Consider the following 17,087-nt stretch of genomic DNA (forward strand, 5'->3'; position numbering starts at 1 on the left):
GTGGGGCTCGGCCCCACCATCTGCTCGACGGAACTGATTAAGCGCCGCGGGCTCGCCCGAGAAGACATCGAGCTCTGGGAGATCAATGAAGCCTTCGCGGCGCAGATCCTCGCCTGCCTCGCGGCCTGGGAAGACGAGGAATATTGCCGCGAGATACTCGGGCTCGAAGCGCCCTTCGGCGCGCTTGACCACGAGCGGCTCAATGTGGACGGCGGCGCGATCAGCCTCGGTCATCCCGTCGGCTCCAGCGGAAATCGCATCGTCCTTCATCTCGCAAACGCTCTGCGCCGGCTGGGCCTGAAGCGCGGCATCGCCACCGAATGCATCGGCGGCGGGCAGGGCGGCGCCATGCTCCTGGAGGCGGTGTGATGGCCATCTCGCGGCAAGTCTGGAAGCTCCTGGAGCGGCGCAACGCGGAGCTCGGACCGCGGGGCGAGCCGACGCGTGCGCTCACGCACTGGCGCTACACCCGCGACGAGGAAGGCATTGTCTGGCTGATCTTTGACCGGGCGGGTGAGAGCGCCAACACCCTCTCCGAAGCGGTGATTGCCGAGCTCTACATGGTGCTGGAGGACCTGCGCGGGCTCAACGCGAAGGCCCTGGTGATCCGCTCCGCCAAGAAGGGCGGTTTTGCCGCCGGCGCCGATATCCGCGACTTCCGCGGCATTCGTGATCCCGCGGAGGTGCAGAAGCGCATTCAACGCGCGCACGAGATCATCGATCGGCTGGCGGCCCTCGCCATGCCAACCATCGCCGTCATCCACGGCCATTGCCTCGGCGGCGGGCTGGAACTGGCGCTCGCCTGCAAGTACCGCATCGCGGTCAGCGGCGCGAGCTTCGGCTTCCCCGAAGTGCTTCTTGGCCTGCATCCGGGCCTCGGCGGCACCTTCCGGCTCACCTCGCTCATCGATCCGGTCGAAGCCATGCGGATGATGCTTACAGGCCGGACCGTGCATACCAGAAAGGCCAAGGCGTTGGGGCTTGTCGACGAGATCGTCGAGGAGCGCCAGGTGAGGCAGGCGGTGCATGCGGCGGTCGCGGGCGGCCTGAAGCGCGGTACCGGCGGTTGGAAGGCGGGCGTGTTCGGCCTCGGGCCCGCGCGCCGCATGGCGGCCGGGCGCATGCGCGCCGAAGCCGAGAAGAATGCGCCGAAGAACCACTATCCGGCACCTTACCGGCTGATCGAGCTCTGGGAGGAGCATGGCGGCGATTCGCGGGCAATGCAGAGGGCGGAGATCCGCTCCTTTTCCGAGCTGTTGGTCGGCGAAACGGCCCAGAACCTGATCCGCGTCTTCTTCCTGCGCGAGCGGTTGAGGACGCTGGCGAAGGGCGAAAGCGGTATCCGGCGCGTGCATGTCGTCGGCGCTGGCACGATGGGCGGCGACATCGCCGCCTGGTGCGCTGCGCGCGGGCTTCGCGTGACGCTCACCGACCTTGATCCCAAAGCGATCGCGCGGGCGATCGGCCGCGCCTCGGAATTTTTCGACAAGAGGCTCTATTCTCGGGGAGAACGCCGCGACGCACTCGATCGGCTGATGCCGGATTTCGACGGGGCGGGTGTCGAAAAGGCCGATCTCGTCATTGAAGCTGTCGCCGAACGAGCCGAGGTGAAGCGCCGGGTCTACGAATCCATAGCCCCGCGCATGAAGCCGGACGCGATCCTTGCCACAAACACCTCCAGCATTCCGCTGGAGACGCTGCGCGAGGGCCTCCCCTTCGCCGAGCGTTTCGTCGGCCTTCATTTCTTTAATCCTGTCACGCGGATGGAGCTCATCGAGATCGTCGCCCATGACAGCGCAGGCGAGGAGACGCTGAGACGGGCGCGCGCTTTCTGCGGCGACATCTCCCGCCTACCGGCGCCGGTGAAGAGCGCGCCGGGTTTCCTCGTCAACCGCGCCCTTACGCCGTATCTCGTCGAGGCCTTCGTCATGTTCGACGAGGGCGTGCCGAAAGAGGTGATCGACCGGGCGGCGAGGGATTTCGGCATGCCAATGGGGCCGATCGAACTTGCCGACCGCGTCGGCCTCGACATCTGCCTGGAGGTCGCCCGCATGCTGAAGGAGCGGTTGGCTGAACCGATGCCCGAAATACCGGCCTGGCTGGTGCATAAGGTCGAGGCGGGCGAGACCGGCCGCAAGGCGGGTCGAGGATTTTACGTTTACGATGAGAAGGGAGAGCCGCGAAAGGAAAAGCCTGCTGATGCCGGAAAGGCCGAAACACCACACGCCGACACCGACATGGCAGACCGGCTGATCCTGCCGATGCTCAACACGCTGGTACGCTGCCTGCGCGAGGGCGTGGTGGCAGACGATGAGATCGCCGATGCCGCCATGATCTTCGGTACCGGCTTTGCGCCTTTTCGCGGCGGCCCCTTCTGCTACGCGCGCAGCCGCGGGCCGGACGAGATCGTCGCCAGGCTGCGGCAACTGGAGGAGAAGCACGGGCCCCGCTTTGCACCGGACGAGGGCTGGGAAAGGCTGACGGGATAGGCACTCCTCACTTGCAACTCGGCGCCTGGCCTTGGCCGAACCGAGACGTTCCGACGCAAGTGAGGGTGGTTTTCCTTGCGGCCAGCGCTCAGCCGCCCACCAGCGTGCCGCCATTCGGGTGCAGCGTCTGGCCGGTGATATAGGACGAATCCTCGCAGGCCAGGAACAGCATGCAGGTCGCCACCTCGTTCGGCTGACCGGGCCGGCCGAGCGGAACGTTTTTGCCGAACTTCGCCACGTTTTCGGCCGGGAAGGAGGCCGGGATGAGCGGCGTCCAGATGGGACCGGGTGCGACGGCGTTCACGCGGATGCCCTTGGAGGCGAGATTGCCCGAAAGCGCGCGCACGAAGGCCAGGATGGCGCCCTTCGTGGATGCATAATCCATCAGCACGTCCTGCCCCTTGAAGGCGGTGACGGAGGTCGTGCAGATGATGGACGATCCCTCCTGCATGTGCGGCAGCGCGGCCCGCGTGATCCGGAACATGCCGAAGATGTTGGTCTTGTAGGTGCGCTCCAGCTGCTCGTCGGAAATGTCCGTCAGTTCTTCCTGATAATGCTGCTCGGCGGCATTGTTGACCAGGACGTCGATCCTGCCGAAGCGCTGGACGACGGCCTCCACGAAGCGGTTGGCCACATCGGTCTCGCCCACATCGCCTGCCATGGAAAAAACGTCGGCGCCTTCGGCCTTGACCAGCCGTTCCGTCTCCTCGGCATCTTCCGTTTCATCCTTGTAGAGGAAGGCGACTTTCGCGCCCTCGCGGGCAAAAAGCACGGCCGTGGCGCGGCCGATGCCGGAATCGCCGCCGGTGATCACCGCCACCTTGCCCTTTAGGCGGTCGGAGCCGCGGTAGCGGGGGGAATAGTCCGGGCGCGGATGCATCAGGTGCTCGTCGCCTGGCTGATGATCCTGCTCCTGCTTGGGGAGTGTCTGCTCGTTCATGGCTCAGCCTCTTTGTTCTCTTTTGCGCCAGAACCCGGTGCTGCCCTCCATGTTCCCCGCCGGGCTGGAACTTTCCGGCAGGCGGGCGGATTTCTTCCCAATCAGAAGGAGGCAAAGATGCCAGCAAAATCGAAGGCGCAGCAGAAGGCCGCCGGCGCCGCCCTGTCGGCCAAGCGCGGCGACACGCCAAAATCCAAGCTTAAGGGCGCCTCGCGCAGCATGGTAAAATCCATGAGCGAGAACCAACTGGAAGAGCTTGCATCGACCAAGCGGAAGAAGCTGCCACAGAAGAAGTCTAAGGACTGAGTCTGCCTCAGTCCTCTTCCCGCCTGATCTCGCCCTTTTCCAGCGCCGCCATGAAGGAGTTCAGCCAGTTGGCTGCATCATGCTTGCGTATGCGGTCCATCAGGGCCCTTTGCCGGTCTTGCCTCTCGTCGAGCGGCATGGTCAGCGCGCGGCACAGATTGCGTGCCATGTCGTCTACGTCATAGGGATTGACGATCAGCGCCTCGTGCATCTCCTCGGCAGCGCCAGCGAATTTGGAGAGCACGAGCACGCCGGGATTGTCCATCGACTGGGCGGCGACATATTCCTTCGCCACCAGATTCATGCCGTCGCGCAACGGCGTCACAAAGCCCACCTGGCTGGCGCGATAAAGCGCGGCGAGGGCCTCGCGCGGCACAGTGCCGTGAATATATCGTACGGGCGTCCAGTTGAAATCAGCGAAGCGGCCGTTGATCTCGCCTGACAGCGCTTCGAGTTCCTTGCGGATATCGATATAGGCCTCAACCTCTTCCCGCGTAGGCGTGGCGATCTGCATCAGCGCCACGGATTTGCGCATCTCCGGATACATCTCCAGAAGACGCGCGAAGGCGCGCAGCCGGTCGGGCAAGCCCTTCGTATAGTCGAGCCGATCGACACCGATGATCTGGCGCCGTCCGAGGATCTCGCGCCGCTTGGTCTCGATCTGCACCTCGTCATTGGGTTGCTCGGCCATCGCGACGAAAGAATCCACGTCGATGCCGATCGGATAGCAGCCTGCTATCACCACCCGCTCACGGGTCTTTACCCTGCCGTCGGGAAGCAGTTCGCAGCCCAGATGATCCTCCACATAGCGCAGGAGGTTGTTGAGGTCCGTCTGCGTCTGGAAGCCGACAACGTCGAACTTCAGCAGGCACTCCACCAGCCAGCGGTGGCGCGGCACCGCAGCGAGAATTTCGGGCGGCGGGAATGGAATGTGCAAGAAGAAGCCGATGCGTTGCTTGCAGCCGCGCTGCCGCAGCTCTGCGGCGAGCGGAATGAGGTGATAATCGTGGATCCAGATCAGGTCGTCTGGCTGCAGCGTGGAGACAAGGGCGTTGGCGAATTTCGCGTTGACGCGCCGATAGCCTTCCAGGAACGCCGTCTTGTATTCGACCAAATCCAGCCGGTAGTGGAAGAGGGGCCATAGCACGCTGTTGGCGAAGCCGAGATAATATTCGGCATAGTCCTGCTCGGTGAGCGGAATAGTCGCCTGGATCACCTCGCCGATCTTGCGGATACGCGGCTCCGGCTCCTCCTCGTATTTCAGGGTCTGGCCGTCCCAACCCATCCACACGCCGCCGCGCTGGCGCAGCGAGTCGGCAAGGCCAACCGCCAGGCCTCCGGCCTGCGCCGTCTTCGTCAGGTCGGCAACGCGATTGGAGACGACGACCAGCCTTTTCACACGACACTCTCCCAGGGTTTCGACAGGCGGCGCGCACCATTGATGATGCCCACCATGGAATAGGTTTGCGGATAATTGCCCCACATCTCGCCGGTCACCGGATGGGTGTCCTCCGAGAGGATGCCGAGCGAGTTCCGCGCCTTAAGCATTGCCTCGAAGATCTCGCGAGCCTCCTCATAGCGGCCGATGCGGGCGAGCGCGTCGAGCCGCCAGAAGGCGCAGATGTTGAAGGCAACCTCCGGCTTGCCAAAATCGTCGGCCGCCTCGTAGCGCATCATATGCGGACCGATTGCGAGCGCTTTTTCAAGCTGGTCGACCGTGCTGACGAAGCGCGGGTCGCGCGCGTCGATGAAGCCAACTTCGGCCATCAGGAGCACGCTCGTGTCGAGTGTCTCGCCCCCGAAGCTTTCGACAAAAGCCTTACGCTTTTCCGACCAGGCTTGCGCCAGGATGCGCTCCTTGATCTCGTCCGCCCGCTGTCTCCAGTATCGAACACGCGCACCTTCTCCCATTTGTGCGGCGATATGGGCAAGCCTGTCGCAGGCGGCCCAGCACATGAGGCTTGAGGACGTGTGAACGCGCGAGCGTGAGCGGAGTTCCCACATGCCAGCGTCCGGCTCGTTGTGCAGCCGGTAGGCCTGTTCGCCGGCCTGCTCCAGAAGCCGGAAATGGGTGAGCGTCGGCTTCATTTCGATGCGTCGGTCGAAGAAGATCTGCGCCGCGCCGAGGATCACGTTCCCGTAGACGTCGTGCTGGTAGTGCTCATAAGCCTGGTTGCCGCAGCGCACCGGCCCCATGCCGCGATAGCCGGCAAAATTGTCCAGAACGCGCTCGACGAGCTGCCTTTCCCGTCCGACGCCGAAGACGGGCTGCAGGTGCCCGCCACCCGAATCCGCAACGATATCCATCAGGTATCGGAAATAGTTCTCCATCGTCTGGACGGTGCCAAGGCTGTTTATGGCCCGCACGACAAAGAAGGCATCGCGCAGCCAGCAGAAGCGGTAGTCCCAGTTGCGGCCGCTGTCGGGCGCCTCAGGGATGCTCGTGGTCATCGCCGCGACGATGGCGCCGGTCGATTCATAGGTGCACATCTTCAGCGTGATCGCGGCACGGATCACGGCGTCCTGCCACTCGAAGGGCAAAGCGAGATTGGCCACCCAGCCATGCCAATAGGCGATGGTGCGTTCCTCGAAATCGCGGGCCGTATGCGCCACCCCGCCCTCGACCGTCTCGTCCGGGCCGAAGATGAAGTCGATGGGCGCGGACAGGTTGAAGAAGGTCTCGTCCACGATGTAATCGAGCGGAGCCACCGTGGTCAGCCGCAGCGTCGTCTCCGGGCCGACATAGCGGATGTGGTTCGAGCCGCGTGTCCTTTGCGGGCGCACCGTGCCGTAGCCGAAGGTGGGCCGCACGCGGATCGCGATGCGCGGCGTGCCGGAGATGGGCCTGATGCGCCGCACCAGCGTCTGTGGGCGGAAGATGCGGTCACGCCAGAAGAAGCGCGGCGCGCAGTCCCTGATCTCGAGGGACCCCGTCTTGCCGTGCAGCCGGGTGGTCAGGACAGCGGTGTTCGGCTCGTAATGCTGCTCCGTTTCAGTCAGCCCCTCAATCTCTACCGAAAAGAGCCCCTCCGACGGCTCATCTCCCGCAATGAGCGCGTTGAAGACGGGGTCGCCGTCGAAACGGGGCAGGCAGCACCAAACGATCCTTCCCTTCGGGTCGATCAGCGCGGAAAAGCTGCAATTGCCGATGATGCCCAGATCGAGAGTCGTCATGGGAAACCTTGCTACGTCACTTTGCGGCGTCAAAACTGTCGGCCAGCGAGCCCAGCCAGTGGCGAAAACTCGCCGTCCCATCCGTTCGGAACAGGGCGGCCGTGGTGCCGCGGCCGACCTTGATCGAAATGCCGCTAAGGCGCGCAATCTCATGAAACGCGTCTTCGTCTGTCACGTCATCCCCGGCGAAAAAGGGAACGCGGCCGCGAAACGGCTCTTCTCGCATGAAGGCCGCAAGGGCATCCGCCTTGGTCGCCGTCCCGCCCTTCACCTCGATGACCATTTTGCCGTGCAGGACGTGAAACCCGTCAAGGCCGGTGAGGGCCGCACCCACGGCAGCCGCGCAGGCCTCCGCGAGATCAGGCCTCTGGCGGTAATGGAGCGCCATCGAGCCTTGCTTCACCTCCAGAAGCAGGCCGGGATTGGCATCGGCGAAGGACTGCAGCCTTTCGCGCAGCAGGCCGAATTTTTCCTGGTCGACAGGCGCTGCCATCCGCTCTCCGCCCGCCCGGCGCCGCTCCAGCCCGTGCACGCCTGCCACGGGGAGGACGAGCGGGGCGAGGAATTTGTCGATGTCGTCGATCGGGCGGCCGGTAATGATGGCCAGCGCACCATCAAGGCTCCGCTTGAGCCTTTGCAACGCGTGAAGTGTCTCGCCAGGAACGGAAACCTGGTCGGGGCGTTCAGCGAGATCGGCCAGCGTGCCGTCGAAGTCCAGGAAAACCGCCATGTCTTCGGGCCGCAGCCCGGTGTGGTCCAGTGAGGTCAGGGGTGCTGGAGTGGCGGCCATATCGTTGGGAGCTGCGGGACCTTGAGCTGGAGCGCTGGCGCTGTTGATGCCGGTTCGCCCGCGAAAGGCGAACCCGGCGCGGCGGCAAGGCCAGGCGGCCATGCTGCGAGGCAAATAAAGCGGTTTTGCCGTTTCGACAAGGGAAGGAACGAGTGATGCGAAGATCGAATGCTCAGTTGGCAGTTGCGATAGGCCTCGCCCTGGCGACGCTTACCAGCGTTTCAGCACTGGCACAGGGCCGCATCGACGCGCGCAGACTCTCCTGCGGGCAGGCGCGCGACATCGTCGGCCAGTATGGGGCGGTGGTCTTCACCACCGGCCGCCATACCTATGACCGCTATGTCGCCAGCGAGCGGTTCTGCCCCATCGGCCACATCATCCAGCGGGCGTGGGTGCCGACCAGCGACGCCCAGTCGTGCCCCGTCGGCTACCGGTGCGTGCTCGATCCCTGGGACGACGACGAAAGGTGGCTGCGGATACCCCGGTAAGCGCTACTCGGCTGCGCTGCGCTGCGCGGCCTGGGCGGCGATGTAGCGACGGATCCGCGCTGCCGCTTCGCGCAGGACCGGCTCCTCCTGGCACATGGAGACGCGCAGATGGCCTTCCGCAGAAGCGCCGAAACTGCCGCCGGGCATAACCGCAACCTTCTCCGCCTCAAGCAGGCCGAAGGCGAAGGCCTCGGCGTCGGGGTTTACCTGTGAGATGTCGAGCATGACATACATGCCCCCCTCCGAGCCGCGCACACCGACATTGTTCGTGCCATGCATGGCCTCCAGGAATACCTTCCGGCGGGCGGCGTAGCGCTCCGCGATCTCGGCGACGCCATAGCCGTTTTCCACGGCCGCAATGGCGGCGCGGGAGACGAAGTCCACCATGCCGTAGCTCGACACGATGTTGAGGCTGGTCAGATGGCGGATCACGTCGGCGGGGGCGGTGAGCCAGCCGACGCGCCAGCCGGTCATGCCGTGGCTTTTCGAGAGCGAATTGACGACGAGGGTGCGCTCCTTCATGCCTGGCAGGGAACGGGCCGAGACATGCTCGCGCTCGGCGCGCAAGGTCCAATAGACCTCGTCGGAGACGAGCCAGAGATCATGCCTGCGGCAGATCTCGGCGATCGCCTCCACTGTCCGGCGCGAATAGACCGCCCCCGTCGGATTGTTGGGCGAGTTGACGAGGATCATCTTCGTCTCCGGCCGCATGGCGGCCTCGATCGCCTCCGGCCGGGGCTCAAACCCGTCTTCCGGGCGCGTGTCGATCTCGGTGAAAGCAGCACCGGCGGCTCGCACCGTGCCCGGATAGGTGGCGTAGTAGGGCGACATGATGATGGCATGGCTGCCGGGGTCAAGCACCGCCTGGCAGGCAGCAAAAAGAGCGCCTTGGCCGCCCTGCGTGACGATCACCTCCTCCGGCGTGGTATCGGCGCCCGTACAGTCGGCGGACAGCCGCGCCAGCACTTCACGCAGCCGCGGCAGGCCGGGAAGCTGAACATAGTGATGATGCCCGCTCTGCACGGCTGCCACACAGGCGGCGACCGTCTCGGCGGGCGTATCGAAATCATGGTCGCCGACGGAAAGCATGAGGATGTCCTCGCCGGCCTGTTTGCGGGCGAGCGCGGCAAAGTGAACCTCCCATCCGTCCTTGCCGGAAGGCATGATGCCGGTAATACGTTTTGATGTGGTGGGCATGGTGGCTCTCGATCGGGAGGCGCGTGTCGAGGCGCAGTTTTGCGTCCTCTGGTTACAGCCGTTCGTCTCCGCGACGATAAATGTCAACCCCGTGGCCCAACGATCCGGCCACGGCTGTGTCAGCAGACCGGGGGAGAGACGATCCAGATGACAACGGCCGGCTCCTCCGCAGGGTTGCGCCAGCGGAACGCCTCGCCGCGCACGCAGAAGCTATCTCCAGGGGCGAGCCGATACCATTCGTCCGCCACTTCGATCTCCAGCGCGCCGGAAACAACATAGCCCGCCTCCTCCGCCCCGCGCTGCCGCGGCTGGGGCAGGGCCGTGCCGCCGGCGAACTCGCACCGGATCATCTTGAAGCGCCCGCCAAGATCGGGAGAAAGCAACTCCTCCAGCACGCCCATCTGGCCACCGGCAAGCCGCCGGCGCCGGTCGGCGCGGACGACGACCTGCCACTCCTTTTCATCCGGAGCCGCCGGGGTGAAGAAGAAGCTCACGGGCACCTTGAACTGGGTCGCGAGCGCCCGCAGGTCGTTCAGACTGGGTAGCGATATGCCGCGCTCCACCTGGCTCAGCCAGCCGACCGAGCGGCCGAGCTGGGCTGCAACTCCGGCGAGCGTCAGGCCGCGCGCCTTGCGCAGCCTGCGGATATCGGCAGCCAGAAGACGGAGCGCGCTGGCCTTCAGCTCGGTTTCCGCGCTTTCGGAAAGAGAAGTGGACATCGTGAAATTTCCCTCTGGAAATTCATCAAAGCGGCCTGTATGAAAAAATCAAGCGGGATTTCATATATCTACCGGCCGCTATATCGCCTCCCTGCGCCCGGTTCCCTCCACCCGAGGACGGCGAAAATGTTGGCACCGGACCAGAAATCAGTGGACGCGGAAGTTGTAGCCGCCGTCGACGAGGCTATCACCTCGCGGCGCTCGGTTCGCGCCTTCCTGCCCGTTCCGGTTGACGAGGATACGCTTCGGCAGATCCTGCAGGTTGCCTCCCGCGCCCCTTCGGGGACGAATATGCAGCCCTGGAAAGTCTACGTGACCACGGGCGAGACGAAGCAGCGAATCTCGGAAGCTATCCTCTCGTCCGGCATCCGCGCCGAAAAGGCGGATTGGGACGAGTACAAGTACTATCCCGACACATTCTTCGAGCCCTATCTGTCACGCCGCCGGGCGGTGGGCTATTCGCTTTATGCCCTGCTCGGTATAGGCCGGCGCGAGGTGGATCGGATGCGCGCCCAGCACGACCGCAACTTTGTCTTCTTCGACGCGCCCGTTGGCATGATCTTCACCATCGACCGGAGGCTGAACAAAGGTTCCTGGATCGACCACGGCATGTTTCTCCAGTCGATCATGATCGCTGCGCGGGCGAGGGGGCTGCACACCTGCCCGCAGGCCGCCTTTGCGCCCTATCACCGGCTCATCCGCCCGCTGCTTGGCATTCCGGATGAGGAAGTGGTGGTGTGCGGGATGGCGCTCGGCTACGAGGACCCCTCCAGGCCGGAAAACCGGCTCAGGACCGAGCGCACGCCGCTGGAAGACTTCGTCACCGTCCTCGGCTGAGCACACGGCGGACCCTGCAACTTTACCAAAATGTAATCCGCCCGAAAGCGCGCCGTAATGTTCGGCGTGACACAACTGCGTGTCCCAGCCGCCGTCGGGGCGGCGCAACACGAGGAGTGAACGTATGCTTCGCACGGTTCTTGTTTCCGCCATCGCCCTGTCCGTGGCCGCCGGCGCGGCAGCCCTGGCGCAGGACGCCCAACCGACTCAGCCGCCGGCCGCATCCGGGAACCAGAGCCCGGCCGCCTCGGGCAACCAGGCGCCCACCGCTACCGAAGGCGCCCAGCGCCGCACCGGCGGCGTCTTCGGTCGGCTGGACGCAGACGGCAACGGCACCATCGCCCGCGAAGAGCTCGGTGGCGACCGGCTGGAGATGCTGCGGGCGGCCGACGAAAACAATGATGGCACGCTGACGGAACAGGAACTCGTCACCTATCTGACGAACCGCGAGTTCCAGCGGCGCGCCGAGCGAACCGCGCGGCGGCTCGACATCGACGGGAACGGCACCGTGACCATCGCCGAGATCGAAGACCACCACAACAAGCGCTTCGCGCTCCTCGACCGCAACAATGACGGTCAGCTGAGCCAGGACGAGCTTCGCCGCGGCGGGATGGGCAAGCGGGTCATGCATATGCGCCGCGGCGACGGCCCGCGTTTTGCCATGGGGCGTGGCGATGGCCCGCGCCACGAGTTTAGGCACCGCCGGATGGAGTCTGCCGCGCCGGGAACCCCTTCCGACGACACGCCGGCGCAAGAATAGCTGGCGCACTGAAGCGGCAGTGCTCCGACTGGCCCGGCATTCCCTGCCGGGCCATTTTTTCGTCGGTCTCTAGCCGGCCGCTTCGTAACCCACTTCCTCGGCCGCATCGCAGAGCATGGTCCAGAAGGCGCGCGCGAAAGAACGGAAGACAAAGATGTCGAACTGGTCCGGACCGGTGCGTTGGATTTGCGCGAAAATCTCATGATGGGAGGTGGCGCGGGCTTCGGCCACCGGGAAAGCGGCCGGCGCGACGTCTACGGCGAAAAGCTTCGACAGCACCCATTCCGCGCGCGGGCCGGCGATGCGGAGCGCCGTGCGGCCATGCGACAGGTCGACCACCGTGCCCGTCTCGATAGTGATCGCAGCCGCCAGCCTTGCGGGCAGCTCGGCGCCGCCGCAGACAAGGAAGCGCTCCGGAGCGATGGAGAAGGCCGAGGCTTCGGCGCTCACGGCACCGGCATTCGGCCTGGCGGAGAGCGAGAGGCCGGTCACCGCAGAAATTGCTTCCGCCAGCGCGCCCTTCCGGCCGGGCCAGGCGGTGGCCTCCATGATCGAAGGTGGCGTGACCTCGCTCAGGCGCACGCCGGGTCCGGCACCCGGTCCGCCATGCATGCCCGGCCGGAAGGCGGCGCCCAGGGGAGAAAGGCGTTCAGCCATGCATCCTCCTTCCTTCAGGGTCGAAGAAGTGGTGGCTGACGATTTCCACGGGGCCGAAACGCCTGCGGAGCGGGTCCGACACGAAAGCGCGCGTGCCGTGGCGGGCCTTGCCGCCCTTCACCAGCGCCAGCCCGATATACTTCTGCAGAGCAGGGGAATAGCAGAACGCCGTCACGTGACCGATGCTTGCGCCGAGGTCATCCAGGCTGCCCTTCTCAACGATGTGCGCGCCACCGCCGAGCGGCTGGCCATCCAGCGAGATCAATCCCACGAGGCGGATGCGGTTCCTGTCGATCAGCCCCTCCCGGTCCATGAGAGCCGAGCCGACGAACGGCTTTTTCTTGGACAGCATCCAGTCGAGATAAAGGTCGCGCGCGGTGGTGCGGCCGTCCATCTCCGCGCCTGTCACATGGCCCTTCTCAATGCGTAGCGTCCCCAGCGCCTCCAGCCCGTAGGGCACGATCCCATAGGGTGCGCCCGCCTCGACGAGCGCCTCCCAAACATGCAGCCCATGGCCGGCGCCACAATAGACTTCATAGGCAAGCTCACCTGAGAAGGACAGGCGGCAGATCATCACCGGCACATCGTCGATGGCACCATGCACGATGCCCATGAAGGGCAGGGCGGCGTCGTCCAGGCCGGTACCGGTGATGCAGGCCTCCAGCACCTTCCGTGCATTCGGGCCGGCGACCGAGGCGCCTGCCCACTGGTCGGTGACCGAGGTCAGATGCACCCGCAACTCCGGCCAGACGATATCGAGAAGGTATTCGAGATGTTGCATCACCTTGCCGGCATTGGCCGTCGTGGTGGTCATGAGGAAGTCATGCTCACCGAGCCGCCACGTCGTGCCGTCGTCGAGAACGATCCCGTCCTCGCGCAGCATCAATCCATAGCGCGCCTTGCCGATCGGCAGCGTCGAGAACACATTGGTGTAGACGCGGTCGAGAAACTCCGCCGCGTCCGGGCCCTTCACGGCGATCTTGCCGAGGGTCGAGACATCGCAGATGCCGACGGAGCGGCGGACCGCAGCAGCCTCGCGGATATAGGCCTGCTCGACGGTTTCCCCGAGCTCGCCATAGATCATCGGCCGGTGCCAGAGCCCTGCCGGCATCATCCGCCCACCGCGTTCGACATGCCAGTCATGCATGGGCGTCAGCCGGTCCGGCTTCAAGTGCCGGTGCGTCTCGGCGGCTAGCGAGCCAATCGAGACCGGTGCGAATGGCGGGCGGAAACGCGTCGCGCCGACACGGTCGATGGGCAGGCCGCGTGCCTCTGCCATGATGGCAAGGCCGGGCACGTTGGACGTCTTGCCCTGGTCGGTCGCCATGCCGAGCGTCGTATAGCGCTTCAGATGCTCGACCGAGACAAAGCCCTCGCGATGAGCCAGCCGGATATCATCCGCCGTCACGTCGTGCTGCAGGTCCACAAAGGCCTTGCCTTTGGCCTTGATCTCGAAAACCGGCGCCGGAAAAGGATCGAGCGTGGGGGAAGCCGCCTCTGGCAGCGCTGAGGAAGGGGCCTCCGCGCCGACGGCCGCGCTGCCTGCCCGGCGGCCTGCAGAGAGCGCCTCGGCCGTCGTCGCGGCGCCGGTCAAGGCGCCTGCGCCCAGCCAATCCTGGGTCGGCTCGGGCGGCAGGAACGCGCTGAGTTTCTCGTCCCAAACGGGGCTGCCTCCCGCCTGGCTGGCGAGATGGATCGCCGGCGACCAGCCGCCGGATACGGCAAGGCAGTCGACCTCGATCGGACGCACATCGCCGGACAGGCGTCCGGTCGCGGCGTCGAAGCGCTGCGCCGAAATCTTCGCCAACCGCTTGCCTGCCGTTCCTACCACGGCGTGCCCCGTGAGCGGCGCCACGCCGGCCTCCTCGGCCAGCTTCCGCGCGGCGGCCGATATGTCCTGGCGGACATCGATGATCGCGACAATGGCGGCGCCGGCCTTTCTCAGCGCGGCGGCGGCACGATAGGCGCTGTCATTGTTGGTGAAGACAGCGATCCTTTCCCCCGGCAGGACGCCGAATTCGTTCGCGTAGCGCATTGCCGCGCCCGCAAGCATCACACCCGGCCGGTCGTTTCCGGGAAAGACGATCGGCCGCTCGAGCGCGCCTGTCGCCAGCACGACCTTTGCGGCGCGGATCGACCAGTGGCGGTGCCGGGGAAGGCCCCTAGGCGCGGTCGCCAGGTGATCTGCCACGCGCTCCAGGGCGGCAAGATTGTTGCCGTCATAGTAGCCCCAGACGGTGGTCCGCGCGAGCAGGCGCACATTGTCCATCGCGGCGAGCTTCTCCGCCATCGCTTCCGCCCAGTCCGCCGCCGACACTCCGCCGATGGTCTCGCCCGACCAGTTCGCCGTGCCGCCGAGGCGCGGCTCCTGTTCCGCCAGGATAACGCGCTTGCCGGCCAGAGCGGCCGCTTCCGCGGCCATCAGACCGGCCGGGCCCGACCCTATCACCAGCACGTCGCAAAAGGCGTTCATGCGCTCGTAGCGCGCCGGGTCCTTCTCGTAGCCGGCGCGTCCAAGCCCTGCCGCGCGGCGGATGAAATGCTCGCAGAACATCCAGAACCGCGTGCCCTTAAGCGGGCCCATCACCGGCCCCATGAAGGTCTTGTAGTAGAAGCCGGCGCTGAAGAGCGGGCCCCCGAGCTGGTTCACCGCGTTCAGATCGAAATCGAGCGAGGGGAAGCGGTTCTGGCTGTCCGCTTCCAGCCCGTCATGGATTTCAAGCAGCGTGGCCGGAATGTTGGGTTCGCGCACGCCGTCCTTCAGAACGGTCACGAGCGCGTTCGGCTCGTCCACGCCGGCCGTGTAGACGCCGCGAGGCCGGTGATATTTGAAGGAGCGGCCGAAAAGCGTCACCCCATTTGCGAGCAGCGCGGAAGCAAGCGTGTCGCCGGCGTGCCCGGTATAGGCTTTCCCATCGAAGGTGAAGGAAATGGCGCGGCCGCGGTCGATCAGCCCGCCGCTCCGGGCGCGGCGCGGGCTCACGGTCGACCTCCGACCGCTCTCAAGGCAGCGCGGGCGAATGTCACCTCGTGGATTTCATGCGTGAGGGTGTCGCGCGTCACGATCAGATGCGCGCGGCAGCCAGCCGTATGCTGCCAGTATTCCCGGTGCGGTCCGGCAGGGTTGGGGCGATTATAGACATAGTCGTGCCACGCCTTGATGTCGGTCGAGGCGGCATCGGGCCGCATGCGGGACGCATCGCCCTGATAGGAGAATTCCGACAGGTCGCGCGGGCCGCAATAGGGGCAGGAGATCAGCATTCTTCTTCCCTCAATGCAGCTTCGGCGTGGGCCCCTGGCCCTTTTCGTCGATGATGATGCCGCGTTCGAAGCGCGAGAGCGTGTAGGGTGCGTTGATGGGGTGAGGCTCGTCCTTGGCGATGGTCCAGGCAAAGGAGAAGCCGGAAGCGGGCGTGGCCTTGAAGCCGCCATAGCACCAGCCGCAATTCAGATACATGCCAGGCAGCGGGCCCTTGGCGATGATGGGCGAGCCATCCATCGACATGTCCATCACGCCGCCCCAGGAGCGCAGCAGCCGCAGCCGCGCCACCGCAGGGAACATGGCCACGAACTCGCTCATCACCTCCTCGACGAGGGGCAGGTTGCCCCGCTGGGCATAGGAATTGTAGCCGTCCAGATCGCCGCCGAAGACCAGACCACCCTTGTCCGACTGGGACATATAAAGGTGCCCGCCGCCGAAGGTCACTACGCAGTCCACATAAGGCTTGATCGATTCGGAGACGAAGGCCTGCAGCACATGACTCTCGATCGGAAATTGCTCGATCCCCGCCAGCTTCAGGAGGCGGCTGGTGCTGCCGGCCACCGCCACGCCCACTTTCCCGGCGCGGATCTCGCCGCGCGTGGTGGAAACGCCGATGATCCTGTCGCCCTCGCGCAGGAAGCCCACGACCTCGCAGTTCTCGATGATGTCGACGCCCCGGCGGTCGGCGGCGCGCGCATAACCCCAGGCGACGGCGTCGTGCCGGGCGGTGCCGGCGCGCGGCTGCAGCAGCCCGCCCACGACGGGAAAACGCGCAGAGCCGGAGACGTCTACGCCCGGCACTTTCCGCGCGATCTCGGCCGGCGTGAGCCACTCAGCGTCCCCGCCGCCGTGCAGCATGGCGTTGCCGCGGCGGATATAGTCATCGGCCTGGGCCGGCGAATGCGCGAGGTTGAGGATGCCGCGCTGAGAGAACATCACATTGTAGTTCAGCTCGTGCGACAGGTTCTCCCACATCTTCACTGAAAAATCATAGAAGCGGATGGATTCCGGCAGGAGGTAGTTGGAGCGCACGATGGTGGTGTTGCGGCCGATATTGCCTGAGCCCAGCCACCCCTTTTCCAGCACGGCCACATTGGTGATGCCGTGCTCCTTGGCGAGATAATAGGCCGTTGCCAGTCCATGCCCGCCGCCGATGATGATCACATCATAGGCAGGCTTCGGGTCCGGCTTGCGCCAGGCCGGCTTCCAGTCGCGATTGCCTGAAAATGCATTCCTGATGAGCGCGAGCGCCGAATATTCCGCCATGCTTTCTCGCCGCCGTTGTTCCCCCGAGCCGGAAGCTATAGGGCAGTCGCGCGCGGGAAGGCAAATAATCCGCCATCGGTTTTCACATGAGCGACCGCGTACTGGACGAGGCGGCGCTCTTCCGGCATTTTAATCGATCTAGTAAGCCGCCGTAAACCACGGGGCCCGAAAGCGGCGCAAAGCGGACCTTGTCGGTCTAGGA

At 65.3% G+C, this 17,087-nt stretch carries 15 protein-coding genes and 1 pseudogene; 6 read left to right on the forward strand and 10 right to left on the reverse strand.

Features of this window, described 5'->3' with window-relative positions; translation table 11 throughout:
• Together RIN79_RS16630 and RIN79_RS16635 are read left to right on the forward strand one after the other, a co-directional pair.
• Window positions 1-369: pseudogene (locus tag RIN79_RS16630) on the forward strand (acetyl-CoA C-acyltransferase); the annotation flags it as partial.
• Entirely contained in the window at window positions 369-2,489 is a 2,121-nt protein-coding gene (locus tag RIN79_RS16635) for a 3-hydroxyacyl-CoA dehydrogenase NAD-binding domain-containing protein (protein ID WP_309085798.1), read from the forward strand. The pseudogene RIN79_RS16630 and the gene RIN79_RS16635, both read left to right, overlap by 1 nt.
• Before the next feature lie 88 nt (window positions 2,490-2,577).
• Here RIN79_RS16635 and RIN79_RS16640 read toward each other — a convergent pair whose 3' ends face one another.
• Window positions 2,578-3,429: an SDR family oxidoreductase gene (locus RIN79_RS16640; RefSeq protein WP_309085799.1), complete on the reverse strand. Its 852-nt coding sequence runs from the start codon at window positions 3,427-3,429 to the stop codon at window positions 2,578-2,580.
• A gap of 117 nt (window positions 3,430-3,546) precedes the next feature.
• Between RIN79_RS16640 and RIN79_RS16645 the strand changes: the two genes are divergently transcribed.
• On the forward strand, window positions 3,547-3,735 hold the full coding sequence (locus RIN79_RS16645; protein ID WP_309085800.1) for a DUF3008 family protein: 189 nt from the start codon (window positions 3,547-3,549) through the stop codon (window positions 3,733-3,735).
• Between the two features lie 7 nt (window positions 3,736-3,742).
• Here the strand turns inward: RIN79_RS16645 and otsA are convergent, their stop codons facing one another.
• Genes otsA through otsB form a run of 3 tightly spaced genes read right to left on the reverse strand, consistent with a single transcriptional unit; the run spans window position 3,743 to window position 7,639 of the window.
• Complete coding sequence (gene otsA / locus RIN79_RS16650) at window positions 3,743-5,134, reverse strand: alpha,alpha-trehalose-phosphate synthase (UDP-forming) (protein WP_309085801.1); 1,392 nt, start codon at window positions 5,132-5,134, stop codon at window positions 3,743-3,745.
• Window positions 5,131-6,909 carry a glycoside hydrolase family 15 protein gene (locus RIN79_RS16655; RefSeq protein ID WP_309085802.1) on the reverse strand — a complete coding sequence of 593 codons (1,779 nt, stop codon included), beginning with the start codon at window positions 6,907-6,909 and terminating at the stop codon, window positions 5,131-5,133. The genes otsA and RIN79_RS16655 overlap by 4 nt, the downstream gene beginning before the upstream one ends.
• Before the next feature lie 16 nt (window positions 6,910-6,925).
• Window positions 6,926-7,639, reverse strand: a complete 714-nt coding sequence (otsB, locus tag RIN79_RS16660; protein WP_309085803.1) for a trehalose-phosphatase — start codon at window positions 7,637-7,639, stop codon at window positions 6,926-6,928.
• 215 nt (window positions 7,640-7,854) lie between these two features.
• On the opposite strand from otsB, the gene RIN79_RS16665 reads away from it, so the two are divergent.
• Entirely contained in the window at window positions 7,855-8,187 is a 333-nt protein-coding gene (locus RIN79_RS16665; protein WP_309085804.1) for a hypothetical protein, read from the forward strand.
• 3 nt (window positions 8,188-8,190) lie between these two features.
• On the opposite strand, the gene RIN79_RS16670 is transcribed toward RIN79_RS16665, so the two are convergent.
• Together RIN79_RS16670 and RIN79_RS16675 are read right to left on the reverse strand one after the other, a co-directional pair.
• A complete protein-coding gene (locus RIN79_RS16670) occupies window positions 8,191-9,384 on the reverse strand; it encodes an aminotransferase class I/II-fold pyridoxal phosphate-dependent enzyme (protein ID WP_309085805.1) in 1,194 nt (397 codons plus the stop codon).
• A 119-nt stretch (window positions 9,385-9,503) separates the two neighbouring features.
• Window positions 9,504-10,103, reverse strand: coding sequence for an XRE family transcriptional regulator (locus RIN79_RS16675; RefSeq protein ID WP_309085806.1), 600 nt, complete (start codon window positions 10,101-10,103; stop codon window positions 9,504-9,506).
• Between the two features lie 126 nt (window positions 10,104-10,229).
• On the opposite strand from RIN79_RS16675, the gene RIN79_RS16680 reads away from it, so the two are divergent.
• Both RIN79_RS16680 and RIN79_RS16685 read left to right on the forward strand, forming a co-directional pair.
• Window positions 10,230-10,940 (forward strand): nitroreductase, encoded by a 711-nt coding sequence (locus tag RIN79_RS16680; protein WP_309085807.1) that lies wholly within the window; start codon window positions 10,230-10,232, stop codon window positions 10,938-10,940.
• 124 nt (window positions 10,941-11,064) lie between these two features.
• The gene (locus RIN79_RS16685; RefSeq protein ID WP_309085808.1) at window positions 11,065-11,700 is read left to right on the forward strand and encodes an EF-hand domain-containing protein; all 636 of its coding nucleotides are present in this window, start codon (window positions 11,065-11,067) and stop codon (window positions 11,698-11,700) included.
• A 69-nt stretch (window positions 11,701-11,769) separates the two neighbouring features.
• On the opposite strand, the gene soxG is transcribed toward RIN79_RS16685, so the two are convergent.
• Genes soxG through RIN79_RS16705 form a run of 4 tightly spaced genes read right to left on the reverse strand, consistent with a single transcriptional unit; the run spans window position 11,770 to window position 16,885 of the window.
• Window positions 11,770-12,357 (reverse strand): sarcosine oxidase subunit gamma family protein, encoded by a 588-nt coding sequence (gene soxG / locus RIN79_RS16690; protein WP_309085809.1) that lies wholly within the window; start codon window positions 12,355-12,357, stop codon window positions 11,770-11,772.
• On the reverse strand, window positions 12,350-15,340 hold the full coding sequence (locus RIN79_RS16695; protein ID WP_309085810.1) for a sarcosine oxidase subunit alpha family protein: 2,991 nt from the start codon (window positions 15,338-15,340) through the stop codon (window positions 12,350-12,352). Before RIN79_RS16695 ends, soxG begins: the two co-directional genes overlap by 8 nt.
• Entirely contained in the window at window positions 15,337-15,618 is a 282-nt protein-coding gene (locus RIN79_RS16700) for a sarcosine oxidase subunit delta (RefSeq protein ID WP_309085811.1), read from the reverse strand. Before RIN79_RS16700 ends, RIN79_RS16695 begins: the two co-directional genes overlap by 4 nt.
• Window positions 15,619-15,628: 10 nt before the next feature.
• A complete protein-coding gene (locus RIN79_RS16705; protein ID WP_309085812.1) occupies window positions 15,629-16,885 on the reverse strand; it encodes a sarcosine oxidase subunit beta family protein in 1,257 nt (418 codons plus the stop codon).
• Between the last annotated feature and the right edge of the window lie 202 nt (window positions 16,886-17,087).

It is taken from the genome of Chelativorans sp. (genome assembly GCF_031180965.1).
Classification (GTDB): domain Bacteria; phylum Pseudomonadota; class Alphaproteobacteria; order Rhizobiales; family Rhizobiaceae; genus Chelativorans.

What these genes read in the sequence shown, in the direction of transcription:
- RIN79_RS16635 (WP_309085798.1), top strand. Translation starts at nt 369, where the DNA reads ATGGCCATCTCGCGGCAAGTCTGGAAGCTCCTGGAGCGGCGCAACGCG.
- RIN79_RS16640 (WP_309085799.1), bottom strand. Translation starts at nt 3,429, where the DNA reads ATGAACGAGCAGACACTCCCCAAGCAGGAGCAGGATCATCAGCCAGGC.
- RIN79_RS16645 (WP_309085800.1), top strand. Translation starts at nt 3,547, where the DNA reads ATGCCAGCAAAATCGAAGGCGCAGCAGAAGGCCGCCGGCGCCGCCCTG.
- RIN79_RS16655 (WP_309085802.1), bottom strand. Translation starts at nt 6,909, where the DNA reads ATGACGACTCTCGATCTGGGCATCATCGGCAATTGCAGCTTTTCCGCG.
- otsB (WP_309085803.1), bottom strand. Translation starts at nt 7,639, where the DNA reads ATGGCGGTTTTCCTGGACTTCGACGGCACGCTGGCCGATCTCGCTGAA.
- RIN79_RS16665 (WP_309085804.1), top strand. Translation starts at nt 7,855, where the DNA reads ATGCGAAGATCGAATGCTCAGTTGGCAGTTGCGATAGGCCTCGCCCTG.
- RIN79_RS16670 (WP_309085805.1), bottom strand. Translation starts at nt 9,384, where the DNA reads ATGCCCACCACATCAAAACGTATTACCGGCATCATGCCTTCCGGCAAG.
- RIN79_RS16675 (WP_309085806.1), bottom strand. Translation starts at nt 10,103, where the DNA reads ATGTCCACTTCTCTTTCCGAAAGCGCGGAAACCGAGCTGAAGGCCAGC.
- RIN79_RS16680 (WP_309085807.1), top strand. Translation starts at nt 10,230, where the DNA reads ATGTTGGCACCGGACCAGAAATCAGTGGACGCGGAAGTTGTAGCCGCC.
- RIN79_RS16685 (WP_309085808.1), top strand. Translation starts at nt 11,065, where the DNA reads ATGCTTCGCACGGTTCTTGTTTCCGCCATCGCCCTGTCCGTGGCCGCC.
- soxG (WP_309085809.1), bottom strand. Translation starts at nt 12,357, where the DNA reads ATGGCTGAACGCCTTTCTCCCCTGGGCGCCGCCTTCCGGCCGGGCATG.
- RIN79_RS16700 (WP_309085811.1), bottom strand. Translation starts at nt 15,618, where the DNA reads ATGCTGATCTCCTGCCCCTATTGCGGCCCGCGCGACCTGTCGGAATTC.
- RIN79_RS16705 (WP_309085812.1), bottom strand. Translation starts at nt 16,885, where the DNA reads ATGGCGGAATATTCGGCGCTCGCGCTCATCAGGAATGCATTTTCAGGC.